Raw genomic sequence first — 25,221 nt, forward strand, 5'->3', positions numbered from 1 at the left:
CGTGCGTTTGCGCAAGCAAGCGCTTCAATGATGCATGGTGCTCATCGTGCTCATGCGCTGGAGAGCGCGAATGCGCGCCACCGCGGGGCGGTCCGTCACGGCGACCTGATAGAGCTTCGCGACATCGGCCTTGAGCGCCGTGCGTGAGCCGGCGTCGAGATACACCATGTGCCCCGAGGGATAGAAGCGTGCGCTCAGGTTATTGCGTACCTTCTGATCGAGGAGCGGCATCTTCTGCAGGTCGATCACGGTCTGGTAGAACGGCGTGACGAAGTCGTAGTAGCCGTTCGCCGAAAGCACGCGCAAATCCGGGTTCAGCGCCATCACTGCCGCGAGATCGCCGGCCGTGTAGAGCACGATATTGCCCTGCGCGTCCACGCCCTTTTGCGCGCCCGTCGGATCGATATGACCGAAGTCCCAGTTCTTGAACGCCTGATCGTTCAAGTCCGTGAACGACGAGTTCGTGCGGAACTTGAGCTGCTCGTTCAGGTAGCTGTTCCACATCGCCGTATAGACGCCGCTCACCGCCGTCATGGTGGGATCGTTGCCGCCCGAGTTGGGGTCGATGTTGCCGGCAATACCCGTGTCGATGGCGGTCACGCGGCCGTCGTACGAGCCGAGCGCCACACCCTTGTCCTTCATGAGCGTGGTGAGGAATAGCGAATTGCCGCGGCTGTCGTACGCGGCGATGTCGAGATTCCACGACTCCAGCGTTTGCGTGTCGATGCCCGTGTATTGCGACAGCGTCTTGAGCGTAGCCGGAATGGTCTTGTCCTTGGGATCGGGAAACTTCGAGAGCGCCTGAAGATAATCGGTGCGCGCGAATTGCGCCACCTGCGCGGCGAACGCCTGCAAGTCCTTCGGCGCGGGCGTCACGCCAAGGCGCTTGTGGTACCAGGCGTCGGCGGCCGCCGTGGGCAGCGCGCCCACCGGATTGCCGCTTTGCGTGTAATCGAGTATCGACGACTGCAGCGTGATGCCGTTCAGATCCACGCCATCCTCGTGCAGCCGGTAGGCGAGCACGCAACTGCGCGCCGTGCCATACGATTCGCCATAGAGAAACTTCGGCGAATTCCAGCGATCGTTCGCCGAGAGGTAGCGCTTGATGAACTGCTTGAGCGAATCCGCGTCCTGATCCACGCCCCAGAAGTCGCGGTTGTGATGCGGTGCGATCGCGGCCGAATAGCCCGTTCCCACCGGATTGATGAAGATGAGGTCGCTCTTGTCGAGCAGGCTGTCCGGGTTATCTTCGAGCGCATAGGGCGCGGGCGGCGTGAAGCCCGGCATCGACGTCTTGATGCGCTTGGGCGCGAACGAGCCGAGCAGCACGAAAACGGAAGACGAGCCCGGGCCGCCGTTGTAGAAGAACGTGACGGGACGGTCCTGCGCCTGCACGCCGTCCTTGGTGAACGCCACGTAGAACATCTTGGCATTGGGCTGCGAGCTGCTCGGATCGACCGTCACGAGATGACCCGCCGTTGCCGTATAGGCGATGACTTCCTTGCCGATCTGAATGGCGTGGTGCGTGATCGCGGCGTTCTCGGTCACGTCGGTGACGAAGTCGTCGGGACCGTTGCCGTAAGCGGTGGGATCGAAGCAAGGCTGGTCGGCCTGGGAGCGATGCTTGCCGTTACCGCTCGCGGGGCTGGCCCCTTGAGCGCCGCCGTTGCCCTTGGTGGACTGCGCTTCGTCGTTCATGTCGTCTCCACTTTCTGTGTGTTCGCGTTTGAGACAGTGAATGCAACTTCGAATGCAACCTCTCATGTAACCCGCATCGCGCCCGCCACTGCCTTCCTGGCGCGGCGGCACGCCGCGCTCATCCTACGCCGAGCCGAGCGCCGTTGCCACCTTGGTGCCCACCGGCGTGCCGAGGCCCGTGCAGGCGTCCCAGCCGGGCGCCGCCGAGAAGTCGCCGTTGCTGCCGCTCGTCACGTCGTTGAAGGCGCTGGGCTGCGCGTAGAGCTTCGCGTTCGCGAAGCCCACTGGTGTGCCGCGCGCCGCGTTGATACGCGCGATCAGCGCAGCCCACAGCGGCGCCACGGCGCTCGTGCCGCCCACCACGGTATCCGCGCCGGCCACGCGTACCTCGTAACCCGTGGCCGGGTCGGCGTCGGCGGCGACATCGGGCACGCCGCGCCGCACCAGCGCGCCGGCCCCGCCGCTGCCACGCACGACGCGCAGGCCCTTTTGCCAGTCCGGCAGCGCGAACGTCGCGCTCACGCCGCCGCCGGTCGCGCCATCTGCGCCGTCGTTCCACACGCTTTCTTGCGAGATGCGTCCGTTCGACGCCGTGATGTGCGTGCCGCCGCAGCCGAGCGCATACGGGCTCGAGGCGGGAAAATCGACATGATCGGCGCCGTCGCCCACGCCGTCCGACGAGCCGCTGTCGCCTGAAGCCGCGCACACCGTCACGCCGAGCGCGACCGCCGTTTGCATCGCGTCGTTCAGCGCGCCGAGCGTTTGCTGCGACCACGCCGACTCCGGCGCGCCCCAGCTGATCGAGATGACCGATGGCTTGCGCTGGCTGTCGTGCAGCGCCGCGCTCACCGCATCCACGAAACCGGCCTCGCTGTTCGGCGCGAAATACACGGCGATGAGCGCCCCGGGCGCCAGCGCACCCGCGATTTCCACGTCGAGCGTGACTTCGGCGTCGGGCCCGTTGGGGTCGCCGGTCGGCGCGTTCGTCGCCTGATCGACGGAGACGTCCTCCACGCGCGGCGCGCTCACGCCCAGTTCCTTGAAATACGCGCTGAGGTCCGCCGTGTCGTATCCGCCGCCCATTTCGATGATGGCAATGCACTGGCCGCTGCCGTCACCCGCAGGAAAGCTGTAAAGATCCGCGAGCTGCAAAGGCGTGAACGACCGGGTCACCGCGCGCGCGGCGCGGATTGGCGGGCGGATGGGCGCGCCTGGCGCTTCTGCCGCTGTCTGCGCGTCACTAGCCAGTGCATTGGCCAGATTCGTCGGCACGATGCGAAAGTGCGGCTGCGCCTTCGCGCGGTTGTCGAGCCCGACCACGGCGGTGACGACCTCGTGCATGTCTTGCGGCAAATGCAGGGGGCCGCTCGGCTGGTGAAAGTGATGCGTAGTTTTGCCGACCTGATGCTCGAAACGCTGCAGGTCGATGCCAAAGGCGGCGTTGTACTGCTGCACCGTGCCCGAGAGCACGACCCGGCGCGCCAATGCATCGGTCTGGTCCACGGTAAGGCCGTGCGCGCTCGCGAACTGTTCGACACGCTTGATGTCGGCGGCGCTAGCGCCAAAGCGCCGCTCATAGTCCTCGCGCGAAACTGGCTTCGCGGCGGGATCGTTCGCGGTGAGCCGGTCCACCAGCGCATGGAATTCGGCCGACGCCTGACGACGCAGGATCAGCACGATCTTGAAGCGCTCCGCCGGGTCGCATGCGCCGACGCACTGCGCGCCGGCGGGCGCGGGATGTTCACTGCCTGCCACGGGAAGGTGCCTGGTCATGGCCGCTTTCTCCTTCGTGAAGCGCTTGTGTGTGACTGGATTCTGGCTCTCGGACACGCGTTGAATGACCGGAGTTCCGCGCGCCAATCGGGCCCGGCATGCCGCACAATCTTTGGAATATTCACGCAGCATCGCCACCGCACGAGCGGTCAGCGGCGCAGCGTGAATCCAAACGAAACAGTGTGCGCATTCGGCGTGCCCGCCAGAATCGTTATACACCGATGACGATTGCAAATCTCTCCGCGCGCAGGCGCCAAGTCGCGTCACGAAGATCGTGTGGGAGAAATGCGAGTTGTGCGAAAAGCGCGCGGGCGCCGAGCCCGCGCGCTGCGAAGTGTCCCGTAGCGTGATTGTGCCGCTGTGAAGTTCTTATGCCGCAGCAGCCAGCGCGGCCGGCAGATGCGTTTGCAGGTACGCTTCGAATTCCTCCTTCACCTCCGGATGGCGCAGCGCGAACTCCACGGTCGCCTTGAGGTAACCGAGCTTGCTGCCGCAGTCGAAACGCGTGCCCATATAGCGGTACGCGAGCACCTGCTCTTCGGTGAGCAGCGACTGCAATGCATCGGTAAGCTGCAGCTCGCCGCCCGCACCCGGCTTCAGCGCGCGCAGATGCTCGAAAATCGTGGGCATCAGCACGTAGCGGCCCACCACGCCGAGATTCGACGGCGCGACTTCCGGCGCCGGCTTTTCGACGATGCCCGAAAGCTTGAACACGTCCTCTTCCCACTCGCGGCCATCGACGATGCCGTACGACGCGCTGTTTTCACGCGCGATCGATTCCACACCGATCACCGAGCTGTGATAGTGATTGAACGTGTTCACGAGCTGCTTCATGACGGGGGTGGGGCTGTAGAGCAGGTCGTCCGCGAGAATCACGGCAAACGGCGCGCCGCCCACAAGCTTTTCCGCGCACAGCACTGCGTGCCCCAGCCCGAGCGCCTCGGCCTGGCGCACGTAGAAGCAGTCCACATCGGCTGGCTTGATGCTGCGAACGAGGTCGAGCAGTTTTTGCTTGTTGCGGGCTTCGAGTTCGCATTCGATCTCGTACGACTTGTCGAAATGGTCTTCGATCGCGCGCTTGCTGCGGCCGGTCACGAAGATCATTTCGGTAATCCCCGCAGCGATCGCCTCTTCCACCGCGTACTGAATGAGCGGCTTGTCGACGATCGGCAGCATTTCCTTCGGGCTCGCCTTGGTGGCGGGCAAGAACCGCGTCCCAAGGCCTGCAACAGGAAATACCGCTTTGGTTACTTTCAGCATGATGTCCATTCCCAGATCGTTCGTTTGAGTCTCGGTCTCGCAGCGAGGCAAGCCGACTTCCCCGAGGTTCTGCCTTGGCAGATTCTTGTATTGAATAATATTGTTTACCGCCTTTTAAGGAATAAAAAAAGGCCAGTAAATCCAGATTGCGAAATTCCAGCATGACGCCGGAAATTATTGCCATTCATACCGAATAATTTCAACCGGACCGGCATGAATTTCCTGATCCGGTTGGCGGCAATGACGCGTCTCGTTCGGGCGCAGTCTACTCCGCCTCGTCGGCGGGCGGCAACGCGCCGGAGCGCGTGCGTGCGCGCCGGATGGGCTCATTACGCAAGGCCTCACGATACGCGGACACCCCCACGAGTATCAACAGCACGGCCACGCCGGCCAGCAAGTGCAGGTTCATCGGATTCTCCAGCGACCATAGTCGATCACACTCAAACTAGCATTCCAAATTCCATAAATAAACCGCTTTGTTTTTCAATCCATTTATTTCTCCATTTCTCGCATCTTCGCGAATACATTTTGAAAATCTTTTGCTTACTTCCCTCGCGCGCGCGCCCCTAAGATCGCCGGGTACTCTCCCCAAGGACCGGCTGACACCGATGAGCGATCCCGTACTCCAAACCGCCATGCCGCCTGCATCCGCGCTGCCCACCGCTGCTGCCACCACAGCAGCGCGGCCCGCGACCGCGACCCGCGAGCTTGCCGGCGAGCATCTGATCGAGGCCTTGCGCGGCTTTGCGGCCCTGCTGGTGGCCTATTTCCATTGCCGCCAGGTCACCTGGATCGGCATGGGCGCGTTCCACCAACTGCACGCCAGCCTCGCGAGCCCCGGCACCATCGCCGCGTGGCTCACGTTTCCCATTGCATGGGGATCGGCGGGCGTGCCGATTTTCTTCGTCATCAGCGGCTATTGCATTCACCGCAGCGGCGCGGCGCGCCTGAATGCGAACCCCGATTTCCGGCTCGACGCGCGGCAGTTCTGGCTGCGCCGTTTCGTGCGCATCTATCCGGTGCTGCTCGCCGCGTTGCTGCTCACGCTGGCTGCCGATTCGATCAGCCTTTCGCTGCTTCCTGTGAGCCACAAGATCAACGGCATCGGGGCACGCGACTTCTTCGTCAATCTGTTCTCGCTGCAAGGCGTGGCCGGTAAGACGTATGGCTCGAACGGCGCGCTCTGGACCCTTTCGCTAGAAGTGCAGTTCTACCTGGTTTACCCGTTGCTCTTCGCCGCGCGCCGCCGTTTTGGCCTGAATGTCGTGCTCGCTGGCGTGGCGCTCATCAACGTCGTATCGGCGTTGACGCTGGAGCGGCACGACATCGTTGTCTTCACGTCCTACTGGTTCTCGTGGATGCTTGGCGCATGGATCGCCGAAGTGCGGTTGCGTGGCTCGTCCGGCTTTCGCTTTGCCTACGCAGCTGCGGCGCTTTTTGCCGCGGCCGGTTGCGTGGCGTTCCACTTTGGACAGTTCGGCGCGTTCCAGCTCTGGGCCTGCGCGTTTGCCTGCTATCTCGTGAAGGCCCTTGCGCAGCCTGCGCCTGCCTCTTTCGGCGTGGTGCACTCGCTGTTTTCCAGACTCGGGGATTTCAGCTACTCGCTCTATTTGATCCATTTGCCGCTCTTCGTGCTGCTCGGCTCGCTGCTGTTTCGCTCTGAACTGCAAACGTCGATCTGGCCTTCGTTCGGTTTTACGCTCGCCGTCATTCCGGTGGCATGGGTGTTCTTTCGGCTCTTCGAGCGGCCTGCGCTTCTTGCCGCTGCGCGGCTCAGGAAACGGGTCACTGCTTGATTGGGGCTCCTCGCCTCTTTGTTGGCCTTTCCTTGTATTCGCGTCGGTCTGCATGCGTTGCCCCTGTGCGGGGCGGCACCTACTTTTCTTTGCAGCGGCAAAGAAAAGTAGGCAAAAGAAAGCCGCTCAAACCGCTAATGCCTGCCACAGTTCACCTCTTGCCGTTCATGCCAGTGGCTCCGGAGCGTCTGTCGCCTCGCACCACCGAGGTTAGTGACAAAGGGCTCATTCATCCCGCTGCTCGCTACGCGCGCAGCGGCCGGGTCTGCAAGGAAAACCGAACGTTACGGCTGAACATGGGCGAGAACTCATATGCCCTGACGGTCTTGGACTATGCCCTTCGGCGCGCGCAGCGCCGCCGGAAGGATGAGCGCCTTGTCACTCCGGTTGAGGGCGAGTGGCGGCAGACGCTCCGGAGCCACTGGCCGTAACGGCCAGAGGTGAACTGTGGCAGGCGCTGGCGGTTTGAGCGGCTTTCTTTTGCCTACTTTTCTTTGCCGCTGCAAAGAAAAGTAGGTGCCGCCCCGCACAGGGGCAACGCTCGCATACCAACGCGAATACAAGGAAAGGCCAAAGCGCCCAGGACCCGCAACAAAAGCCCAAAAAAATTACCGGCCACGCGCAACAACACCATCGAGCACACGCTCGACAGCATCGACATATTGCTGCTTCCCAAACCGCTCCCGCGCAGTAGCAAGCCCTTGCGCAGCAAGCCCTTCCCGCAACGCCGCATCATCGTGCAGCCTGGCGATCGTCGCAGCCAGCTCCTTCGCGTCGCCTGGCGTGCAGAGCAACCCGCTCTTGCCATGCTCGACGATCTCGGTCACACCGCCATCACGCGAGGCGACTACAGGCCGCTGCGCCAGCATGCCCTCCACGACCACACGGCCAAACGGCTCAGGCGTGATAGATGTATGCGCGATCACATCAACGGCCCGCATGCACGCCGCGATGTCATGACGGAACCCAAGAAAATGCACGCGCTCCTGCAACCCATTCGCTTCGACGAACGCACGCAGCTCCGCAGCATAGGCATCCTCACCAAATAGCGGCGCACCGACAAACACCGCATGCGCACGCGGCTCGCTGAGCAACGCTTCAAGCAGCACATGCTGACCTTTCCAACGCGCGAGCCGGCTGAACGCACCCACGAGAAACGCATCCTCCGGTAGCCCGATCTGCGCGCGCAATTGCGCCTGCGGCACACGCGCAAGCGCACGGAACGGCGATTCATCCACGCCGTTATGCACGACGTCGATGCGCTTCGTATCGAAGCGCGTGAGTTGCGCGAACACCTTCGCCGAAGCGTGCGAATTGGCGATCACATGCGCAAGCCCCAGCTTCGCACAGCCCTTGATCACAGCGCGCTGCACGCGGCCGAAGTGCTCGTCGCTGACGATGTCACGCAAATGCCAGACCACCGGCTTACGCGCAAGCTTGCCCGCGAGCACGCCGATCACCATGGCGCGTTGAGTGTTGGCGTAAAGCACGTCGGCTTTGCGGGCGCGGCGGCGCGTCTCGCGCACGAGTGCGGCAATGCCCGCGAGCACGCCCAGACGCGGTGCTGCGCCGCCATCGCGGCGCACGTTGCTCAACGCGCCCGAATCGATCACCTCCACGCGCGCGCCAGCCTTGTCGAGCGCCTCCCTGAAGGGTCCGTCGTTGAAGAGCAGCACGTCGATACGCGAGCGCAAGCCCTTCACCACTTCGAGCAGCGATAGCTCGGCGCCGCCCAGCACGCCGCTCTGGTCGATGGCGAGAACACGCGGTGCTTCCGTTGCATCCGCATCGATCTCGAACGGCGGTGCGCCGTGAGCGGAGCCCGCTTGAGAGATCGCCGGCACCGCCTTCGCCACGCGTGCGAAGAACTGCTCGCGGAAATGCCGCGAAGAAAAGCGCTCCGCGTTCGCGCGGCAATCCTCGGCGCGGAATCGGCCGGGATCGCTTTCGAACGAATCGACCGCTGCGATGATCGCGTCCGCGTTTTGCTCTTCGAAGAAAATGCCCGTGGGGCGCGAACCGGTGTCACGCACCGTTTCTAGCGCTCCGCCCTTCCCGAATGCAATCACGGGCGTGCCGCAAGCCTGCGCCTCGACCACGGAAATGCCGAAGTCCTCTTCCGCCGCGAACACGAAGGCTTTGGCGCGCCGCATGCGGTCGTGCAGTACGGCGAATGGCTGATAGCCCAGCACTTCCACGTTGGGCGTCGCCTTCGCGCGCACCTTGTGCATGTCCGGACCGTCGCCGATCACCACGAGACGGCGCTCGGGCATGCGCGCAAACGCCTCGACGATCAAGTCGATCTTCTTGTACGGCACGAGTCGTGAGGCGGTCACATAAAAGTCTTCCTTCTGCCTTTCGAGATCGAACGCGTCGACATCCACGGGCGGATACACCACCTCGGCCTGGCGCTGATACACCTTCTGAATGCGGCGTGCAATGAACTCCGAGTTGGCGACGAACTGGTCTACTGAATTCGCAGTGCGAACGTCCCAGTTGCGGATGTAGTGCAGAATCAGCCGCGCGAGCATCGACTTCGGACCGCGCGTGAGGCTCGACTCCTGCAAGTACTGATGCTGGAGATCCCACGCATAGCGAATCGGCGAGTGCACGTAGCTGATATGAAACTGGTCCGGTCCCGTGAGCACGCCCTTGGCGACCGCGTGGCTGCTCGAGATCACCACGTCGTAGCCCGAGACGTCGAGCTGCTCGATCGCGAGCGGCATGAACGGCAGGTACGCGCGATAACGCTTGCGTGCGCCGGGCAGCTTCTGGATGAACGAGGTCGTGGCGCGTTTGCCGCGCAGGAACGTGCGGTCCTTCGCATCGACGAAATCGACGACCGAGAACAGGTCTGCGTCAGGGAAGCAGGCAAGGATCTGCTCAAGCACGCGCTCCGCGCCCGCGTAGGTCACGAGCCAGTCGTGCACGATAGCCACGCGCGGCGCACGGCCCGCGGCGAGCGCTGGACGCAACGGCCGCAGCGGCATGACGGCGCCCGTTTCGGGGCGTCGGGCTTGGGTGGCGGCGCGTCGTTGAATGGGCGCGGCGGCGCTTTCGGACGGCGCCGCTTCGTCGATCAGTTCGTGACTCATGCGCTTTTCCGTGAATTCAGTCGAAAGAGAAGGGAACGGGCGTAGCCGCGCAGCATAGGTGTGGTCGCAACCGACCACACCATGTTGGCGAGCGCCAGTACGACACCGGCGCCGATTGCGTATAGCGCGTCCGGCAGCCACCACGCGAGAGCGAGCGCAGCAGCGAGAAAACTCAGGTGTGCAAACATATCGATGACGATCGTGCGGCTATGAATGCGCGAAAGCCACAGCAGCACGACGTAGTCGAACAACGCGCGAAACAGGACGGCGGCGGCGGCGCCCGGCAAGCCGAAGCGCGAAATGCCGAGCCACAGCAGGCCCGCGAAGAGCGGCAGTTCCACGAGCCCTACGCGCGCGGCGGCGGCAGGATTGTTCTGCGACTGGATGAGAATGCGCGTCACGCCCGCCTGCCCGACGAGCCACACAGCGATGATCAGCACGCGCCCAACCGGCGCACCATGCTCGGCGATCACGGGACCCACCCACGCATGCAGGAAGGGCTCGAGCGCGACGATCGCGCCGATGGCAATGGGCGTGAATACGGCATTGAGAAATTGCAGCGACTGCGCGGCGATTTCATCCGCATGCTCGCGGCCGAGCGCGGAGAGGCGCGGAAACAGCGTGCGCACGAGCGCGTTGGGCACCATGTTCAGGCGCGTGACGAGGTTCTGCGGCACCGTGTAGTACGTGACGAAGCGCGCGCCGAGGCCCGCGCCCAGCATCATGCGGTCGAGCGAATCCGCGACCATCGTGGTCATGCTCGCAACCAGCATCCAGCCGCCGAAATTGAAGAGCGCCTTCGAGGTATCGAGGCGCGGTCCGCGCACCTTGCGAATGCCGAGTACGCGCAGCGCGGAGCGGCCGAGCAGGATGGCGGCCGCGAGACGCGCGAACACGGCGGCGGCCAGCACGGTCTGCAGATTCGGTTCGTACGCCCAGGCAGCGGCGAGCGGAAGCAACTGAAACAGGAAAGTGCCGAGCGTCTGGTTCGTGTTGTAGATGCCGAAGCGCTCCGCGCCGTTGATCGCGCCCGCGAACACCCACGAGACATTCGCCACCGGAATCGCCACGGCAAGCCATGGCAGCGCGAGATAGACCTCGTGACGCAATTCGGGCGTGACGTGCGTGAAATATGCGGTATAAAGCGCGCCGCCCGAATAGATCAGGAGGCCACCAATCGCGCCGGTCGTGAAGTTCAGCCAGAACGCGCTCCAGAACACACGCTCGCAGGCGTCGGCGTCTTTGGACGCATACGCCTTCGAGATCTGGTTCTGGGCGGCCATGCTCATGCCGAGATCGAGCACGCTGAAGTAGCCGATCAGGGTCCACACGAGCGCGATCACGCCGTAGCGCTCCACGCCGAGCATGCGAATATACGAAGGCACCGTGACGAGCGACACGAAGGTCGGCAGCACGAGACCGAACAGATTGATTGCGACGTTGCGCAGTATTCCTTTATCCATTAGGTATCCAGTTGCGTGGCCCGTGAGGGTCAGGCCGGTTTCCAGCGGTACATGAGGACCTTGCCGCGCGCGTCTTCCTCGACGAACACGAGGTATTCGCCGTTCGCCTGGCGATGCGCGGTGATGCCGAACGGCACGTCGACCCAACCCGAGGTATTGCCCACTTCCGCGCCCGGACCGAAGGTGCCGATCTCCTTCGCGCTGTCCTTGTCGTACACATGCACGTTGCCGGCGGGTTCGACCACGAACACGTACTGGCCTTCCACCGTGAGCCCCGCGGGCGTGACAGGCGGCTTCGCTTTCGGGTCCCACGGCAGGCGCAGCATGTAGCGCTGTTCGGGGTGGCCGCTCGACCACTTGTCATAGCGCACCAGCACGCGCCCCGCTTCCTTCCAGAAGCCGGGATCGTGCGGTGCGTCGGCCGTATAGCCCGTCACGTAGAGCGTGTCGGTCTGCGGTTCGTAGATCGCGCGATGCACCTCGGTAAACGGCGCGGGAATCGCGTACTTGTCGAGCTTGTCGTACGAGTAGATCGGGTTGCCCTTCGCGTCGAGGCCGCCGAAGCGGAAGCGCCAGATGCCCTTGTCGTCGCGCGCGCGCCAGATGTCGCCGCGCGTGTCGATCCACCAGCCCCACCCGCCTGCAAGATGATCGCGGCCCGGATTACGCGTGAATTCGTCGGCATCGAAGGCGCCGTTGCCGTTCGCATCGCGCCAGATCCAGTCGCCGCCTGGCGGCGCGTTCGGCACGTTCTGCACCCCGCGGCCGCGTCCCGCGATGAAGCCCGAAGGAATCGCGGTCTCGCCGTCGCGCTGCGCGTCGAAGCGATAGATCTTCAGGTGGTCCGCGTACATGTCGGTCAGGAACAGGAACGTGTGCCCGTCCAACGCGCGCGCGGTCGGCAGACCCGGCCACTGGTCAGTGTGAAAAACCGGGTCGTCGGGATAGCGGAAGCGATTAGACAGGAATCCGACATATTTCCAGTCCTGCCCCGGCGACTTCGACAAATCAAGTTCGAAGCGCTTGTTGCCCGTATAAACGCTGTTGGGGCGCTGTGGGTCCACCCACGCGCCATCCACGAAGAGCAGGCCTTCCAGATTCCACAGGCGCTTGCCCGCAGGCGTGTACGCCTCCAGCGTCGCGCCAAGACCCGCGCCGATGCTATCGTCGTGCTGCGGCCCGACGCCGTTCGTCGAAACGTAGATGTTGCCGCGCGCATCGGTGCCGACGCCCGTCAGGCCGTTGAACCGGCCCGGCCCCGGCCGGCCGGCGACGCCAGAGAAGATACCGCCGCGCTCGCCGAGCGTGGCGCTCTGCGTCCACGTCCGGCCGTTGCGCGTGAAGATGAGGATCTGCTGGCGCGGCCCGTTATCGGCGATCAGCAGGCGTTGCTGCGGATCGAACGCGAGATCCACGGGCACCGAATCGTCGGGCAGCGCGAGCGTGTCGTCGAGGCGCTTGCCATCCGCCGAGAAATGCTCGATGCGCGGTTGAGCAGCGCCCTTACCCGCTCCAGTGCCCGTCAGCACCCACACCGATCCATCGGCCGCGAGCGCGATACGGCCCGGCGCCTGCACATCCCATTGCGTCTTGCGCTGCATCGAGTTCGCGTCGTACACCTCGATGCGGTTCATCGGCGTGTTGCTCACGTAGAGCGTCGAATCGGTGGCGACGAGTCCGCCAATGTCGGCATGGGTGCCCGCGGGCACTTCGTTGATCTTCAGGAACGACGCGGAAAGCTGCGCATGCGGATTGAGCGGATCGGGCGAAGCCTGGAACGCGGCGGCACGCCTGGGTTCGTCGAGCGGCCGGCGCGTGATGCCATACCACTGGCTGCCCTTCGCAGGCCAGATGCCGCTGCCGACGAGATGCCCCTTCTCGTTGCCCACGCCAACCGCCGCATACAGATAGCGATGATTCACGGCCACGGCGTTGCCGCCGGCGCCGCCCCAGCCATGGGTGCCGCCGGCAAAGCCGAGCGGCTTGCCGTCCTGGTACGCGCTGATCTCGGCGCCGCTCTCGTCCCACGGGGCGTTGGTGAACACCTTGCCTTCGGGTGTGACGGCAATGGCCGTGACGTTGATTTGCATCCACGTGCCCTGGCCGTTGCCGAAGGTATTGCCGATCCACGAGGTCGTCACGTTGAGTTGCGGCGCGGCGATGGTCTGAACCGAAGACGTGCAGATAAACGTGCACATCGCGGCTAGTGCCAAAGTCCTGCGCAAGCGGCGATCGGGATTCGAAAACGGCAAGGCAATTCCTCCGGTCAGATGACGGCAATCTGCCAGGATCATGCCGCACAAACCGTGTGAAAAATCGCCCCTAAAAAAGGGAAAATAATTCAAAAAAATTCAGTATTTATGACCCATTTCCGAGTGCGCCGGAAATAAATTCCAGAACCCGAACGGAAATCCCGCAAGCCCTATACGGCGGCGCTTATCCGGATTTCCAGACAGCAATGCGGATTTCATATCGCGCAATTTCCAGGATTTCAATTTAAAAATCCATCACCAATATATTTCGGCTTTTTGAACATTTAATTCTTTCTAGAATGAATCGCGAAGCAATCGCGTATGCATGACCCCACCGGAGAACCGATGACCGTTAGCCACCTGGTCAAACAGCCTGGCCCCGCCGACCATTCCCACCGCATCGTCCAGCTGGACGGTCTGCGTGCCTTCGCCGTGCTCGCCGTGTTCGCGCAGCACGCTTTGCACGCGCCGCTGTGGATGGGCGTCGACCTGTTCTTTGTGCTGAGCGGCTTTCTCATCACCGGCATCCTGCTCGAGCGCAAGGCGCGCGGGCAGTCGTATTTCAGCTACTTCTACGCGCGCCGGGTGCGCCGCATTCTGCCGCCTTACCTGCTGCTGCTCGCGGTGTCGTCGCTGCTGTTCGGCTTCGGCTGGGCGCACTACTGGCCGTGGTATGCGTTCTTCGCCACCAATATCGGCGACGCGCTCGGCCAGAGCGGCCACGACAGCCTCAACATTCTCTGGTCGCTCGCCGTAGAAGAGCAGTTCTACATCGTGTGGCCTTTCGTCGTGCTGCTCCTGCCACAGCGGTTCATGGCCGTGGTGGCCGCCGCGCTCATCCTGCTCGTGCCCGTGCTGCGCGCCGTCGCGACACCATGGTTCGACACGTATTGGCCGATTTACTATCTCACGCCGTTCCGCATGGACCTGCTGGCCACCGGTGCACTGCTCGCCGTGCTCGTGCGCCGCGACCGCAACGCACTCGAGCCCTTCAAGTGGCCCGCCGCCGTGCTTTTTTTCGCAGCGCTCGGCGTGCTGGCCTGGCTGCACTTGCACTACCCGCGCTTTCGCGCCATGAACACGCCGCTCTCGAACGCGATGCTCTATAGCATCTCGCTTGTACTCTGCACCTCCATCGTCGTGTTCGCGCTGCAATCGAAAGGAATCGTGCGGCGCCTGTTGTCGAACCCGGTGCTCGTATACATCGGCACGATCAGTTACACGATCTACCTCATTCACCTCACGATTCTCTATGCCGTGTGGCCGCTTCACTATGGCCGCATCGAGAGCGCCGCGATTGCGCTCGTCCTCACGCTCGCTTATGCGAGCGTGAGCTGGTTCCTCTTCGAGCGCCGCCTCACGCGCGGCCCGCGCCGCCGCTCAGCGGTCGAGCCGGTGGACATCACCGCGCGCGTGAGCCAGTCGAGCCCGCAATCGTAATTCCTGAATCCCGTTCGCTACTTCAAAGGCACATCACATGAACGAACGTCGCAAAGCGATCATCACCGGTGTTTCCGGCCAGGACGGCGCCTACCTCACGCGCCTTCTGCTCGACAAGGGCTACAACGTCACCGGCACTTATCGCCGCACCAGCTCCGTGAACTTCTGGCGCATGAACGAGCTGGGGATCCTCGACCATCCGTCGCTCGAGCTCGTCGAACATGACCTCACGGATGCGGGCTCGACCCTGCGTCTCGTCGAGCGTGCACAAGCGCAGGAGGTGTACAACCTCGCGGCCCAGAGCTTCGTGGGCGTATCGTTCGACCAGCCCGTCACGACCGCCGAAGTCACCGGCATCGGCGTGCTCAACATGCTCGAAGCGATTCGCGTGGTGAATCCGAAATCGCGCTTCTATCAAGCTTCGACCTCCGAAATGTTCGGCAAGGTTCAGGCGATCCCGCAATGCGAGGACACGCCGTTCTATCCGCGCAGCCCTTATGGCGTGGCCAAACTGTTCGCGCACTGGTCCACCGTCAACTATCGCGAGTCTTACGACATCTTCGCGACGAGCGGCATCCTCTTCAACCACGAGTCGCCGCTGCGCGGGCGCGAGTTCGTCACACGCAAGATCACCGACAGTGTCGCGAAGATCAAGCTCGGCAAGCTCAACATGCTCGAACTCGGCAACCTCGACGCCAAGCGCGACTGGGGCTACGCCTCCGAATACGTCGAAGGCATGTGGCGCATGCTGCAGGCCGATGAACCCGACACCTACGTGCTCGCCACGGGCCGCACCGAAACCGTGCGCGACTTCGTGAAGATGGCCTTCACGGCGGCCGGCATCCAGCTCGAATGGTCGGGCAAGGGCGAGCGCGAAACCGGCATCTGCGTCGCCACGGGCCGCACGCTCGTGCGTGTAAGCCCGCGCTACTACCGCCCCGCCGAAGTCGATCTGCTCATCGGCGACCCGACCAAGGCACAGGAAAAGCTCGGCTGGCAGCCGCAGACCTCGCTCGAGCAACTCTGCCAGATGATGGTCACGGCCGACCTTGCGCGCAACGAACGCCATGACACATTCTGATCCCGCTAGCCGTCCGCGCGCGCTCATCACGGGCATTGGCGGCTTTACGGGCCGTTATATGGCCGCCCGCCTCGCGGCGGACGGCCACCGTGTCTGGGGCACCGTTCGGGCCGGCGAATCGCTAAGCGCGCAGGCCTTCCCGTTCGGCGCCACGGCGATCGAAGCCGACCTGCTCGAACGCGACGCCATCGCGCATGCGCTCGAGTCCGTGCAACCCGACGTGGTCGTGCATCTCGCCGCGGTGGCCCACGTGGCCGACAGCGACGTTGCGCGCACCTACGTCGTGAACGTGGTCGGCACGCGCAATCTGCTCGAAGCCCTCGCGCAGCAGAAGCACGTGCCGCGTGCCGTGCTGCTGGCGAGCAGCGCAAATATCTACGGCAATGCCACGAACGGCGTGATCGACGAGCACGTCGAGCCTCAACCCGCCAACGACTACGCAGTCAGCAAGCTCGCGATGGAATACGTCGCGAAGCGCTTTCAGGCGCAATTGCCGATCATCATCGCGCGCCCGTTCAACTACACGGGCGTAGGCCAGTCGCTGGACTTCCTGATCCCGAAGATCGTCGAGCACTACGCGCGCGGTGAGAAGCAGATTTCGCTTGGCAACCTCCACGTGGCCCGCGACTTCTCCGATGTGCGCGATGTGGTGAACGCCTATGCGCGGCTCATCGAAGTGGCGCCGCGTGGCGTCACCGTCAACGTCTGCTCGGGCAGCGGCCAGACGCTTGGCGCGCTGCTCGGCATGCTTGCGCGTATCGCCGGCTACGAGATCGAGGTGCACGTCGATCCGCGTTTCGTGCGCGCCAACGAAGTGCGTCAGTTGATCGGATCGAATGCGAAGCTGCGTTCCCTCGTCGGCGACAGCTCGCGCAAGCACCTGGAAGACACCTTGCGCTGGATGTACGAAGAAGCGCGCGAACGCGTGCTCGAAACGCAATAACGCCCTGCTTGATTCTTCTCTTCTACACATCAACCGCCGCTCTCCCGAGCGGCGGCTTTCTTTTGGTCTAACGACCCGCTTCAGTGGGCGGCGATCGCTTCCGCGTAAACACCGGCTACGCGCTTCGCGATCACGGCATTATCGAAATGCTCACGCGCATACGCTTTGCACGCCGCTTCATCCGGCAGCTTGATGCGGCCCGAAAGCGCGCCGTCGATGCCATCGGCGATCGCGTTTGCGCCCGTGCTTGGCAGCACGAGATCCTGTGACAGCCCCGCCACCGCTTCCGGCAGGCCGCCAACCGGCGTCACCAGAACCGGCGTGCCGGCGGAAAGCGATTCCACCGTAATCAAGCCGAAGCCTTCCAGCGCGACCGTCGGCACCACGCTCAGCGTAGCGGCGCGATAGAGCGACGGGAGGTGCGCGTCAGGCACGAAGCCAAGCAGCTTCACGTTGTCGGCCAAACCCGCTTCGTCGATGCGCTGCTGCAGTTCGGACTCCAGACGGCCTCGCCCCGCGATCAGCAGGAGCACGTCCGGATGGCGTTGCTTCACCATCTTGATCGCGTCGATCAGATCTTCCAGACCCATGCGGCGCACGAGGCGGCGCACGGCCAGAATGATCGGGCGCCCTTGCGGCAGCTGGAGCCTCAGGCGTGCCTCGGCGACCGTGCACGCCGGGTCGAAATGCGCCGTATCCACGCAGCCCGGCACGATACGCACGCGCTCGGGCGAAATGCCATAGCGGCGCGTGAGAATGTCGCCGAACGCCTTCGAAAGCACGATGAGCCGCGACGCGCGCTCATACACCGACTGCTCCAGCGAGTGCTTGACGCGCTGGCTCAGCGTCGCCGCGCCTTCTACGAGGCTTTCGTCGGCCCACGGTCCCTGGAAGTGCGAAACCTGCGGAATGCCGCGCGTGACGTCGAGTCCTGGGAAGGTGTAAAGGGCGAAGTGCGAGGAAATCACGTCAGGGCGATGGCGGCGAATCTCGCTGCGCAGCGCGCGGCGCGCGTCCATGAGGCGAAACGGCAGCGAGCGGGAAGCCGAGCCGAAGCCTTGAATCGCGCCGCCGCTGTCCTGTGCCACCTTGGGCGAGCCGGCCACGACGCCGCGCACGCGCACGCCCGCACCGGGCAGCGCGCCAACCAGCGAGTAGTACATGCGGTCGAGGCCGCCTGCGCGCTCGGGAAACCAGTGCATGCCGATCTGCAGCGATTGAATGGATTGTGTGGTCATCGCGTGTCCTTGTTCTGCACGTATGCGGTTATCAGGGGGTTTCTGCGCGCTGGAGCGGTTGACCGCCCGGCAGCGTCGCAGCAGCGAACGCGGGTTCTTCGCGGCGCACGGCCTCGCTCGCGTCGCCGGCCAGTTGCCGGTAGAGCGCGATGTATTGCGCCGCCATGCGCGCCCAGCCGAACTCCGTGGCAAGTTCCGCCGCGGCCTCGCCCATCGCGAGGCGGCGCGGCGTGTCGGCTGCGAGCGTTTTCACGGCGTTGGCGAGCGCGGCCACGTCGTCGGGATCTTCGAGCACGATGCCGCACTCGGGTGTGATGATTTCAGCGCCACCCGCCGTGCGCGCCGTCACTACCGGAAGTCCCGCCGCCATCGCTTCGAGCAGTGACAGGCTCATTGCTTCGTAGCGCGAAGGAAATACATAGGTATCGACGGAGCGCATGAGCGTGGGCATCTCGCGCACGAGGCCGAGAAAATGCACGCGCGACTCGATGCCAAGCTCGCGCGCGAGGTCGGGATACGGACTGCCCGGCAGGTAGCCGGCCACGGCCAGATGCACGTTGCTGGGCATTTGCTTGAGCGCATGCAACACCGTGCCAAGGTTCTTGCGCGGCGTGCGCAGGTCGCCCACGAAGAGCAGCAGGAACGCGTCTGCGGGCAGCGAGAACTTCGCGCGGTCGGCGCTCGCGGCCGAAAAGCCGCGCGTGTCCACGCCGTTGTAGATCACGTCGAGCCGCTCCATGGGGTTGCCGCCCGACGCGCGGATTTCGTCCGCGACCTTGCGGGAGACTGCGGCGATCACGCGCGAGCGACGGTACGCCCAGCGCTCCAGCACCGCATTGGCGCGCGTGTAGACGAACTGGTAAGCCGACCACACGCCGCGCGTGAGACCAAACGGGTAATACTTGCTGCGCGCCCAGCCGCCGTGCACGAAGTGCGCGGTGTTGACATCGGCGTGCGCCCAGGTGATGAAGCCGTTCACATGGAGCACGTCGTATTCGCGCCGGTTGCGGCGCAGCCACAGCGCACTCTTCAGCGCGAACACCTGCTGGCGCAGCAGGTTGGTGGGCCACGCGCGCGATGGTTGCACGCTCACCCATTTCACCTTGGGATGTGCAAGCAGTTCGGGCGCGACATGCGAGGCGACCAGCGTCACCTCGAACCCCTCGTCGAGCGCGGCGCGCGCGATTTCATGATTGACGCGGCCCTGGCCGTCGTTGTGGCGCACGACATGCGTGACGATTGCGACTCTCAATCGGAGACCTCCGTGGTACGGACATTGGCCTGGCGTTGAAGCTTCGTCCAATGCCCCGCGCTGAGAATGGAAAACACGCTCGAAAAGAGCAGCAGGCCGCCGGTGCCCACGAGCGAGTTGGTGAATACGAGCATGGCGAAGATCGAAATGGCGAGGCTCAGGCACGCGCAAACGTAGCGGTCTTCAGGCAGACGAAACGACACGCGCACGGCACGCACGAGCAGCCACAGCACGCCCGACATATAGAGCAGCGTGCCGGGCCAGCCGAGCACGAACGGAATATTCATCACGCCGCTGTCGAAGCTGCCGTACTGGCCGAGCTGGCCGTTGTTACTGGAGAGCTTCGTCGATGCGCCGGTGGCGCCGAGGCCCTCGCCCGTCACGTCGGTGAAGGCTTTCTTCGCGAAGTCGGCATAGAACTGGTTACGTGCTTCATAGCTCTGGTCGTCCTTCAGGTTCACCAGCGTATTCAGGCGCTGCTGCATGCGGTCCGCCACCGGACCGAACGTCAGGAGCGGCACACACACGCCCGCAAGCACGAGCGCGCTCACGATGATGCGAATGCGCACCTTGTTACTCGACTTCATCAACTGAATGACCATGGCGATCGCCCAGCCGCCCCAGGTCGAGCGCACGAGCGAGAGCGCGAACGAGAAGAAGCCGAACGCAGCCGCGATCCAGCGCACGCGATGCTTCGCGGCCATCACGAACACCATCGCGCCCATCATCGCGAACGCGAACGGGCCCGACGAATTCATCGTGCTGAACACGCGCACGCCGAGCGGCACGGGGTCGCCCTGCGAGTTCATGTCCGAGCCGATCATCCACATCGCATCCCACGGCGGCATGATGAAGAACTGCACGAGTCCATATGCGCCCATCACGAGCATGCCGTAGATGAAGGTGTTGATGATGGTCTTGCTGCACTCGGGATACTGGCGCGTGAGCACCATGATGTGAAAGCCGATCAGGAACGGATAGATCCAGTTGGCGAGGTCATAGACGGCCGCCGCCGGGCCGCTGCCCACGACGCCCACCACGAACCCATAGCCGATGCCGAGCAGCGCGAGCAGGAGCGGCAGGCCGCGCCTCTGCCCGAGGATCGGGTAGTAGCGCAGCAACGAGATCCCGCTGATCATCGTCACAGCGAGCGGTGCGACCTGAATGAGGCTGGTAGGCGTGAAGCCGCCCTTGCCGAAGTCGGCCAGACGCCGCACTTCCGGGCTCAGGAACCACAGCCACCACATGAAGCCGATATAGCGCACCGGGTTCACGAAGTAGAGCCAAAAGCCCACCGCGATCGAAAGCACGGGGAACGCGAGCGTCAGCACCGTCCCCTGGTGCGCGCCGATCAGGAGCGCCGTGAACAGCCACAATGCGAGCGGCGGCAGCGTATCGCGGCCCAAGAGGCTGCGCAGGCCTGACCGGCGAGCACGTTGCGGGCTCGCCGGCTGCGGCGTCGGTGCGGGGATAGCGGTCGTGACATCCATGATCACATCCCGCGAGCAGCGACGCCCCGGCCTCGGGGTTCGCTCGCGATCGATTCGCCATTGAGCGCGTCGCGCTCATGCAGCATTTCGCGCGTGAGTTGTGCGTGCTGGCGCGCGAAGTGCTGCGTCGTGAGATCGCGCGTGCGCAGTTGCTCGCAGGCTTCGCGCGCCTGTTCGAGCGCACGCGCCGGATCGGCCACGAGCGCATTCGCGGCGTCGCGCAACTGCTGGACATTGAACGGCTCGACATACGAAGCGGCCTTTTCGTCGAAGTAGTCTTCGAGCGCGCCGACCTTCGTCGCGATCATCGGCTTGCCGAGCGCCGCCGCTTCGAGCATCACCGTGATGCCTGAAGCGTGCGTGTTGGGACGCAACGGCACGACAACAATGTCCGCCCAGTCATAGAGCGCATGCTGCTGCTTGATGCCGGAAACGCGGACGATTTCGACGTTCTCCGCGCGTGCCGATGCCGGCATGCGCCGCCGCGTGGCAATACGCACGTGGTAGCGCGAATCGTTGCCGAGCGCGCTGACGAGCGTGGTCCAGTCGCGGTCGCGGTCGTTGCCGATCGCGGCCACGCGCACCGGCGTATGCGGCTGCCACTCCGAAGGCGGGCGCAGCGGAAAATCGCCGGTATTGAGCCCATAGAGCACGTGACGCGCCTCGCGCCCGAAATACTCGCCGCACAGCGCGGCATTCTCGCTCGCGAGCGTGGTGAGCAGATCGGCACGCTTGAGAAGCCGTTTGTAAATCGCGCGGCGCAGCGCGCCATAGCCCGGCCAGCGGTCGAGCAGCCACACGCTTTGCGCGAGCAGCAGCGGGCGCGCGCCGCCCTTCTTCGCGTTCATCAGCAGCACCAGCGCGACGGCCAGATGCTCTTGCTCGGTGTGCGTCCAGATTACATCGGACTGCAGAATGGCTCGGCGATTGCGCCAGGCATGAATGAAATCGAAACCGAACGCCGCCTTCAGCCCGCGGCGCATGAAGCGCATGGGCGTGCTCTCGCTCGCATCCTGCGCGTAATTGAGGGCGAATTCCGCAGATTCCGCGTGATGGTAGCCGTACAGGCTGCCGATATTCTCGCCTTTGCGATAGCGGCGCGGATCGGCGCCATAGAAAAGGTGGACGTGGACTTGCGTACCGCTCATTCGGGGTCCTCCGTGTAGTCGTTGGCCGCGCTGCTCAAACGAGCGCGCGGCGCGCCTCTCGTGCGCCGCCGCGCACCGCGCGCCAGCGTGCGAACGCCGCGCCCGCGGAATCGCCGCGCACGGCGCTCAGGCCCGTATGCACGAGGCCCGGATACACGCGCGTGCCGACGAGCGCATACCACCACCAGGCGGTTTCGCGGCGCAGCGGCGTGAGATGGCCGAGCAGGATGAGATGCAGGTTGTAGGCGGCGTTGCGGATCGAAGCGAGCGTCTGCGCGTTGCGCGGGTCTTCGCCCGGGCGCGGCGCGGGGTAATGGTCCACGGCCACGAGCGGGTCGTACACGAGCTTCCAGCCCGCGCGCTTCACGCTCATGCTGAACGCCATGTCGTTATGCGTTTGCGCGCCGGTGCCGCGCAGGCGCCGGTCGAAACGCAGGTCGCCGATCGCCGCACGGCGATAGCTCATGTTCGCGCCCTTGAGCAGATCGACTTCGCGCGCGCCGCCCGCGCCAAGATGATGGTTGCCGACGATGCGGCCCGAGCGCTGCAGTTTGCCCACGAGCGTGCGCTCGCCGTCGATCATGCGGCCGCCTTCGTGCACCCAGTCGCGGCCGCCAAGCGCCCCGAGTTTCGGGTCGGACTCGAAGGCCGCTGCAATGCGCGCGACCCAGTCGGCGCGCGGCGCGGCGTCGTCGTCGGTGATGGCGATCACGTCGCCCGTCGCAGCCTCGATGCCGCGGTTGAGCGCCGCCACCTGCCCCGGCTCCTCGACGATGGCCACTTCCACGTTCAGCACGCGGGGCGTGACGTGGTCAGCCAGGCACGCGTGCGTTGCCTCGTCGTCGGCGCGCGCCACCACCACGATTTCATCGGGCGCGCGCTGCTGGCGCATGAGCGCCGAAAGGCAGCGCGACAGATCTTCAGGACGCCGATATGTCGGCACGAGCACGGTCACCTTCATCGCGTGTTCTCCTTTGCTGTGCTGGATGGGTGTGTAGGCGTCATGCGCTCAGGTACTCGCGCACGTTCGCATAGCCATAGCCATAGTTGCCTCGCGTGCGCGCCGGCACGCCGTTGAACACGCCGCCCTGCACGCGCACGCCGGCGTTGCGCAGACGCTTGAGCGCCTCGGCGATTTCGCCTTCGGTGTGCATACCCGAGCGCAGCACGAGGAACGTCGAGCCCGCATGACCGCCGATGATGGCGGCATCGGTCACGGCGAGCACCGGCGGCGTGTCGATGAGCAGCACATCGTAGCGGTTCGACAGCCCTTCGAGGTACTGGCCGAGGCGCGGCGACATCAACAGCTCAGAAGGGTTAGGCGGACGGCGGCCGCACGAGATGAAGTGCAGGTTGTCCACTTCGGTCGCGCGAATCGCCTCGTCCAGCGCAATCTGCCCCGAGAGCAGTTCGGAAAAGCCGTTTTCCTGCGGGCCGCCCAGATAGCGTTCGAGCGCGCCACGGCGCATGTCGCCATCGATCATCAGCACGCGCTTGCCCGAATGGGCGAGCAGCACGGCGAGGTTGGCGGTAAGGAAGCTCTTGCCCACGCCCGGCACCGAACCCGTCAGCATGACGACGCGATTGCGCGCGTCCATCACGCTGAACTGCAGCGAGGTGCGCAGGCTGCGCAGGCTTTCGACCGTGAGGTCCTTGGGGCGCGCGTTGGCGAGCACTTCGCGCAGGCGCGTGCCGCCACGCACCGGGCCGCGCTTTTCGAGCGCCAACTGCTCCGGCGAAAGCGGCACGAGACCGTACACGGGCAGCTGGAACGAGCGCTCGATCTGGTCCGGATCGACGATGCCCTTGAACATGTTGCGGCGCATGAGCACGAAGCCCGTGCCGAGAATGATGCCGAGGAGCGACGCCGCCGAGACGATCAGCAGCTTCTTGGGCTTCGAGGCGCTACCGGGACGCAGCGCCGGATCGATGATATGCACGTTGCCGCCCGTGCCTACGCGCTGCACCGAAAGCTCCTGAATGCGATTGAGCAGCAGCACGTAGATGTCCTCGGCCACCTTCGCGTCACGCTGCAGTTGCACGGCCTTCACTTCCGTGGCCGGCAGGTCGCGGAACTTCGTATCGTACTTCGCGCGCTCGCCCTGCAGTTGCGCGAGCTGCTGGCGCGCCGCGATCAGCACCGGATGCTGGTCGCCAAAACGCTGTTGCAGCGAGGCGATCTGCAGTTGCAGCGCCGAAATCTGCTGCTCGTATTGCACGCTGCCGTCGAGATAGATCTTCGCTTCGTCGCTCGCGTTGATCGAACCCGACTTGCTTTGATACGCCGTGAGCGCCGCTTCGGCGTTCTCGAGGTCCGACTTCAGGCGCGGCTGTTCGCTGCGCAGAAAGTCGAGCATCTTGCTCGCGTCGGCCTGCTTGGTCGCCACGTGCTCGCGCAGGTACGACTGCGCCACCGCGTTTGCGATTGCTGCCGCATGCTCGGGGTCGTTGTCTTCGAGCGAGATGTCGATGACGCCCGTTTGCTTGCCCTGCTCCTGCACCTGGATCGCGTTCTGGAAGCCGCTGATCGCGTCGAGGTCATTCAGGCGCACGACTTTGAAGCGGGTGCCCGGGCGAGCCACGAGCTTGCTCACGAGCAGCTTCACGCCGCCGCCCTGTTCGACCTGGCCGACGCTGCCTTCGAGCAGGCGCGCGCCGTCCGGCGTCGAGATCACGTAGCGGTCGTTATCGAGCGCGGTGAGCGTGAGCTTCTTGCCTTCGAGCTCAGGCGCGACCTCGACCGAGTCGATGTTGATGACCTCGCCGCCCCACGCATAACTGCTGAGCCAGTTACTGAGCCCGAACCACGGACGCGCGGGCGTGCCCGGCGTCGCGAGGCGTGCGGAAAGGCTGCCGATCAAGGGCAGCGTGACCGGCGTGACAGTGGTGTTCAGCTTGAACTGCTTCACCACCGGCTCGACCACGCTGCGGCTCTTGATCATCTGGATCTCGGCGTCGGTGGGCAAGCTGCCCGCCGACGATCCGGAGCTGATGTTCGCGCCGGTTTGCGTTTGCGTGAGGGCCTGCGACGTGTAGTCGGAAGGCTCCACGCGAACCTGGGTGTCGGCCGTATAGACCGGCTTGGCGATGAAGCAGTAGAACACGGCCATGGCGATCACCGCCGCCGCGATCGCGATGAGCCAGCCGATGTCGTCGATGATGACGCGCAGCAACTGGCCGAGGACGACGTCCTCTTCCTCGGTGCGGGCCGCCGGGGCCGCCTGGCTATTGGCTTGTATGGTCACGATTCAATCCCGTTGTTTAGGTGTTGCTCCTGCGTCTTCTCTGGAAG

17 protein-coding genes are annotated in these 25,221 nt (G+C 64.4%); 4 read left to right on the forward strand and 13 right to left on the reverse strand.

All coding sequences use genetic code 11. The features are described 5' to 3' along the window. Window positions 1-24: 24 nt before the first annotated feature. From L0U83_RS20720 to L0U83_RS20735, 4 genes are all read right to left on the reverse strand, one after another. Complete coding sequence (locus tag L0U83_RS20720; RefSeq protein ID WP_233885883.1) at window positions 25-1,698, reverse strand: S10 family peptidase; 1,674 nt, start codon at window positions 1,696-1,698, stop codon at window positions 25-27. A gap of 123 nt (window positions 1,699-1,821) precedes the next feature. Next, window positions 1,822-3,471 (reverse strand): S53 family peptidase, encoded by a 1,650-nt coding sequence (locus L0U83_RS20725; protein WP_233885884.1) that lies wholly within the window; start codon window positions 3,469-3,471, stop codon window positions 1,822-1,824. A 369-nt stretch (window positions 3,472-3,840) separates the two neighbouring features. After that, window positions 3,841-4,731 carry a UTP--glucose-1-phosphate uridylyltransferase GalU gene (galU, locus tag L0U83_RS20730; protein ID WP_233885885.1) on the reverse strand — a complete coding sequence of 297 codons (891 nt, stop codon included), beginning with the start codon at window positions 4,729-4,731 and terminating at the stop codon, window positions 3,841-3,843. Window positions 4,732-4,996: 265 nt separating this feature from the next. Next, window positions 4,997-5,140: a hypothetical protein gene (locus L0U83_RS20735; RefSeq protein ID WP_199272116.1), complete on the reverse strand. Its 144-nt coding sequence runs from the start codon at window positions 5,138-5,140 to the stop codon at window positions 4,997-4,999. Window positions 5,141-5,339: 199 nt separating this feature from the next. Here L0U83_RS20735 and L0U83_RS20740 point away from each other — a divergent pair, with 199 nt between their 5' ends. Continuing rightward, on the forward strand, window positions 5,340-6,527 hold the full coding sequence (locus L0U83_RS20740) for an acyltransferase family protein (RefSeq protein ID WP_233885886.1): 1,188 nt from the start codon (window positions 5,340-5,342) through the stop codon (window positions 6,525-6,527). Between the two features lie 608 nt (window positions 6,528-7,135). Here the strand turns inward: L0U83_RS20740 and L0U83_RS20745 are convergent. From L0U83_RS20745 to L0U83_RS20755, 3 genes are read right to left on the reverse strand one after another with little or no spacing between them, the layout of a single operon-like run. After that, window positions 7,136-9,622, reverse strand: coding sequence for a glycosyltransferase family 4 protein (locus L0U83_RS20745; RefSeq protein WP_233885888.1), 2,487 nt, complete (start codon window positions 9,620-9,622; stop codon window positions 7,136-7,138). Continuing rightward, entirely contained in the window at window positions 9,619-11,085 is a 1,467-nt protein-coding gene (locus L0U83_RS20750) for a flippase (protein ID WP_233885890.1), read from the reverse strand. The genes L0U83_RS20745 and L0U83_RS20750 overlap by 4 nt, the downstream gene beginning before the upstream one ends. Before the next feature lie 29 nt (window positions 11,086-11,114). Then, window positions 11,115-13,283: an NHL repeat-containing protein gene (locus L0U83_RS20755; protein ID WP_233885892.1), complete on the reverse strand. Its 2,169-nt coding sequence runs from the start codon at window positions 13,281-13,283 to the stop codon at window positions 11,115-11,117. 399 nt (window positions 13,284-13,682) lie between these two features. Here L0U83_RS20755 and L0U83_RS20760 point away from each other — a divergent pair, with 399 nt between their 5' ends. The 3 genes from L0U83_RS20760 to L0U83_RS20770 are packed head-to-tail and all read left to right on the forward strand — an operon-like array spanning window position 13,683 to window position 16,801. After that, entirely contained in the window at window positions 13,683-14,777 is a 1,095-nt protein-coding gene (locus L0U83_RS20760) for an acyltransferase family protein (protein WP_233885894.1), read from the forward strand. 37 nt (window positions 14,778-14,814) lie between these two features. Beyond that, window positions 14,815-15,858: a GDP-mannose 4,6-dehydratase gene (gmd, locus tag L0U83_RS20765; RefSeq protein ID WP_233885896.1), complete on the forward strand. Its 1,044-nt coding sequence runs from the start codon at window positions 14,815-14,817 to the stop codon at window positions 15,856-15,858. Then, complete coding sequence (locus L0U83_RS20770; RefSeq protein WP_233885898.1) at window positions 15,845-16,801, forward strand: GDP-mannose 4,6-dehydratase; 957 nt, start codon at window positions 15,845-15,847, stop codon at window positions 16,799-16,801. Before gmd ends, L0U83_RS20770 begins: the two co-directional genes overlap by 14 nt. An 80-nt stretch (window positions 16,802-16,881) precedes the next feature. Here the strand turns inward: L0U83_RS20770 and L0U83_RS20775 are convergent, their stop codons facing one another. The 6 genes from L0U83_RS20775 to L0U83_RS20800 are packed head-to-tail and all read right to left on the reverse strand — an operon-like array spanning window position 16,882 to window position 25,177. After that, window positions 16,882-18,039 carry a glycosyltransferase family 4 protein gene (locus L0U83_RS20775; protein ID WP_233885900.1) on the reverse strand — a complete coding sequence of 386 codons (1,158 nt, stop codon included), beginning with the start codon at window positions 18,037-18,039 and terminating at the stop codon, window positions 16,882-16,884. Window positions 18,040-18,070: 31 nt separating this feature from the next. Next, window positions 18,071-19,291, reverse strand: a complete 1,221-nt coding sequence (locus L0U83_RS20780) for a glycosyltransferase family 4 protein (protein ID WP_233885902.1) — start codon at window positions 19,289-19,291, stop codon at window positions 18,071-18,073. Further along, window positions 19,288-20,781 (reverse strand): O-antigen ligase family protein, encoded by a 1,494-nt coding sequence (locus tag L0U83_RS20785; protein WP_233885904.1) that lies wholly within the window; start codon window positions 20,779-20,781, stop codon window positions 19,288-19,290. The genes L0U83_RS20780 and L0U83_RS20785 overlap by 4 nt, the downstream gene beginning before the upstream one ends. Window positions 20,782-20,783: 2 nt before the next feature. Next, window positions 20,784-21,929, reverse strand: a complete 1,146-nt coding sequence (locus tag L0U83_RS20790; protein ID WP_233885906.1) for a glycosyltransferase — start codon at window positions 21,927-21,929, stop codon at window positions 20,784-20,786. Between the two features lie 34 nt (window positions 21,930-21,963). Continuing rightward, the gene (locus L0U83_RS20795) at window positions 21,964-22,890 is read right to left on the reverse strand and encodes a glycosyltransferase family 2 protein (RefSeq protein ID WP_233885908.1); all 927 of its coding nucleotides are present in this window, start codon (window positions 22,888-22,890) and stop codon (window positions 21,964-21,966) included. 40 nt (window positions 22,891-22,930) lie between these two features. Next, window positions 22,931-25,177, reverse strand: a complete 2,247-nt coding sequence (locus L0U83_RS20800) for a polysaccharide biosynthesis tyrosine autokinase (protein ID WP_233886592.1) — start codon at window positions 25,175-25,177, stop codon at window positions 22,931-22,933. Window positions 25,178-25,221: the final 44 nt, after the last annotated feature.

It is taken from the genome of Paraburkholderia flagellata, from assembly GCF_021390645.1.
In the GTDB taxonomy this organism is placed as follows: domain Bacteria; phylum Pseudomonadota; class Gammaproteobacteria; order Burkholderiales; family Burkholderiaceae; genus Paraburkholderia; species Paraburkholderia flagellata.

Bases quoted from the DNA above. Each gene is read 5' to 3' on its own strand.
- L0U83_RS20720 (WP_233885883.1), bottom strand. From the start codon at position 1,698: ATGAACGACGAAGCGCAGTCCACCAAGGGCAACGGCGGCGCTCAAGGG.
- L0U83_RS20725 (WP_233885884.1), bottom strand. From the start codon at position 3,471: ATGACCAGGCACCTTCCCGTGGCAGGCAGTGAACATCCCGCGCCCGCC.
- galU (WP_233885885.1), bottom strand. From the start codon at position 4,731: ATGCTGAAAGTAACCAAAGCGGTATTTCCTGTTGCAGGCCTTGGGACG.
- L0U83_RS20735 (WP_199272116.1), bottom strand. From the start codon at position 5,140: ATGAACCTGCACTTGCTGGCCGGCGTGGCCGTGCTGTTGATACTCGTG.
- L0U83_RS20740 (WP_233885886.1), top strand. From the start codon at position 5,340: ATGAGCGATCCCGTACTCCAAACCGCCATGCCGCCTGCATCCGCGCTG.
- L0U83_RS20745 (WP_233885888.1), bottom strand. From the start codon at position 9,622: ATGAGTCACGAACTGATCGACGAAGCGGCGCCGTCCGAAAGCGCCGCC.
- L0U83_RS20750 (WP_233885890.1), bottom strand. From the start codon at position 11,085: ATGGATAAAGGAATACTGCGCAACGTCGCAATCAATCTGTTCGGTCTC.
- L0U83_RS20755 (WP_233885892.1), bottom strand. From the start codon at position 13,283: ATGTGCACGTTTATCTGCACGTCTTCGGTTCAGACCATCGCCGCGCCG.
- L0U83_RS20760 (WP_233885894.1), top strand. From the start codon at position 13,683: ATGACCGTTAGCCACCTGGTCAAACAGCCTGGCCCCGCCGACCATTCC.
- gmd (WP_233885896.1), top strand. From the start codon at position 14,815: ATGAACGAACGTCGCAAAGCGATCATCACCGGTGTTTCCGGCCAGGAC.
- L0U83_RS20770 (WP_233885898.1), top strand. From the start codon at position 15,845: ATGACACATTCTGATCCCGCTAGCCGTCCGCGCGCGCTCATCACGGGC.
- L0U83_RS20775 (WP_233885900.1), bottom strand. From the start codon at position 18,039: ATGACCACACAATCCATTCAATCGCTGCAGATCGGCATGCACTGGTTT.
- L0U83_RS20785 (WP_233885904.1), bottom strand. From the start codon at position 20,781: ATGGATGTCACGACCGCTATCCCCGCACCGACGCCGCAGCCGGCGAGC.
- L0U83_RS20790 (WP_233885906.1), bottom strand. From the start codon at position 21,929: ATGAGCGGTACGCAAGTCCACGTCCACCTTTTCTATGGCGCCGATCCG.
- L0U83_RS20795 (WP_233885908.1), bottom strand. From the start codon at position 22,890: ATGAAGGTGACCGTGCTCGTGCCGACATATCGGCGTCCTGAAGATCTG.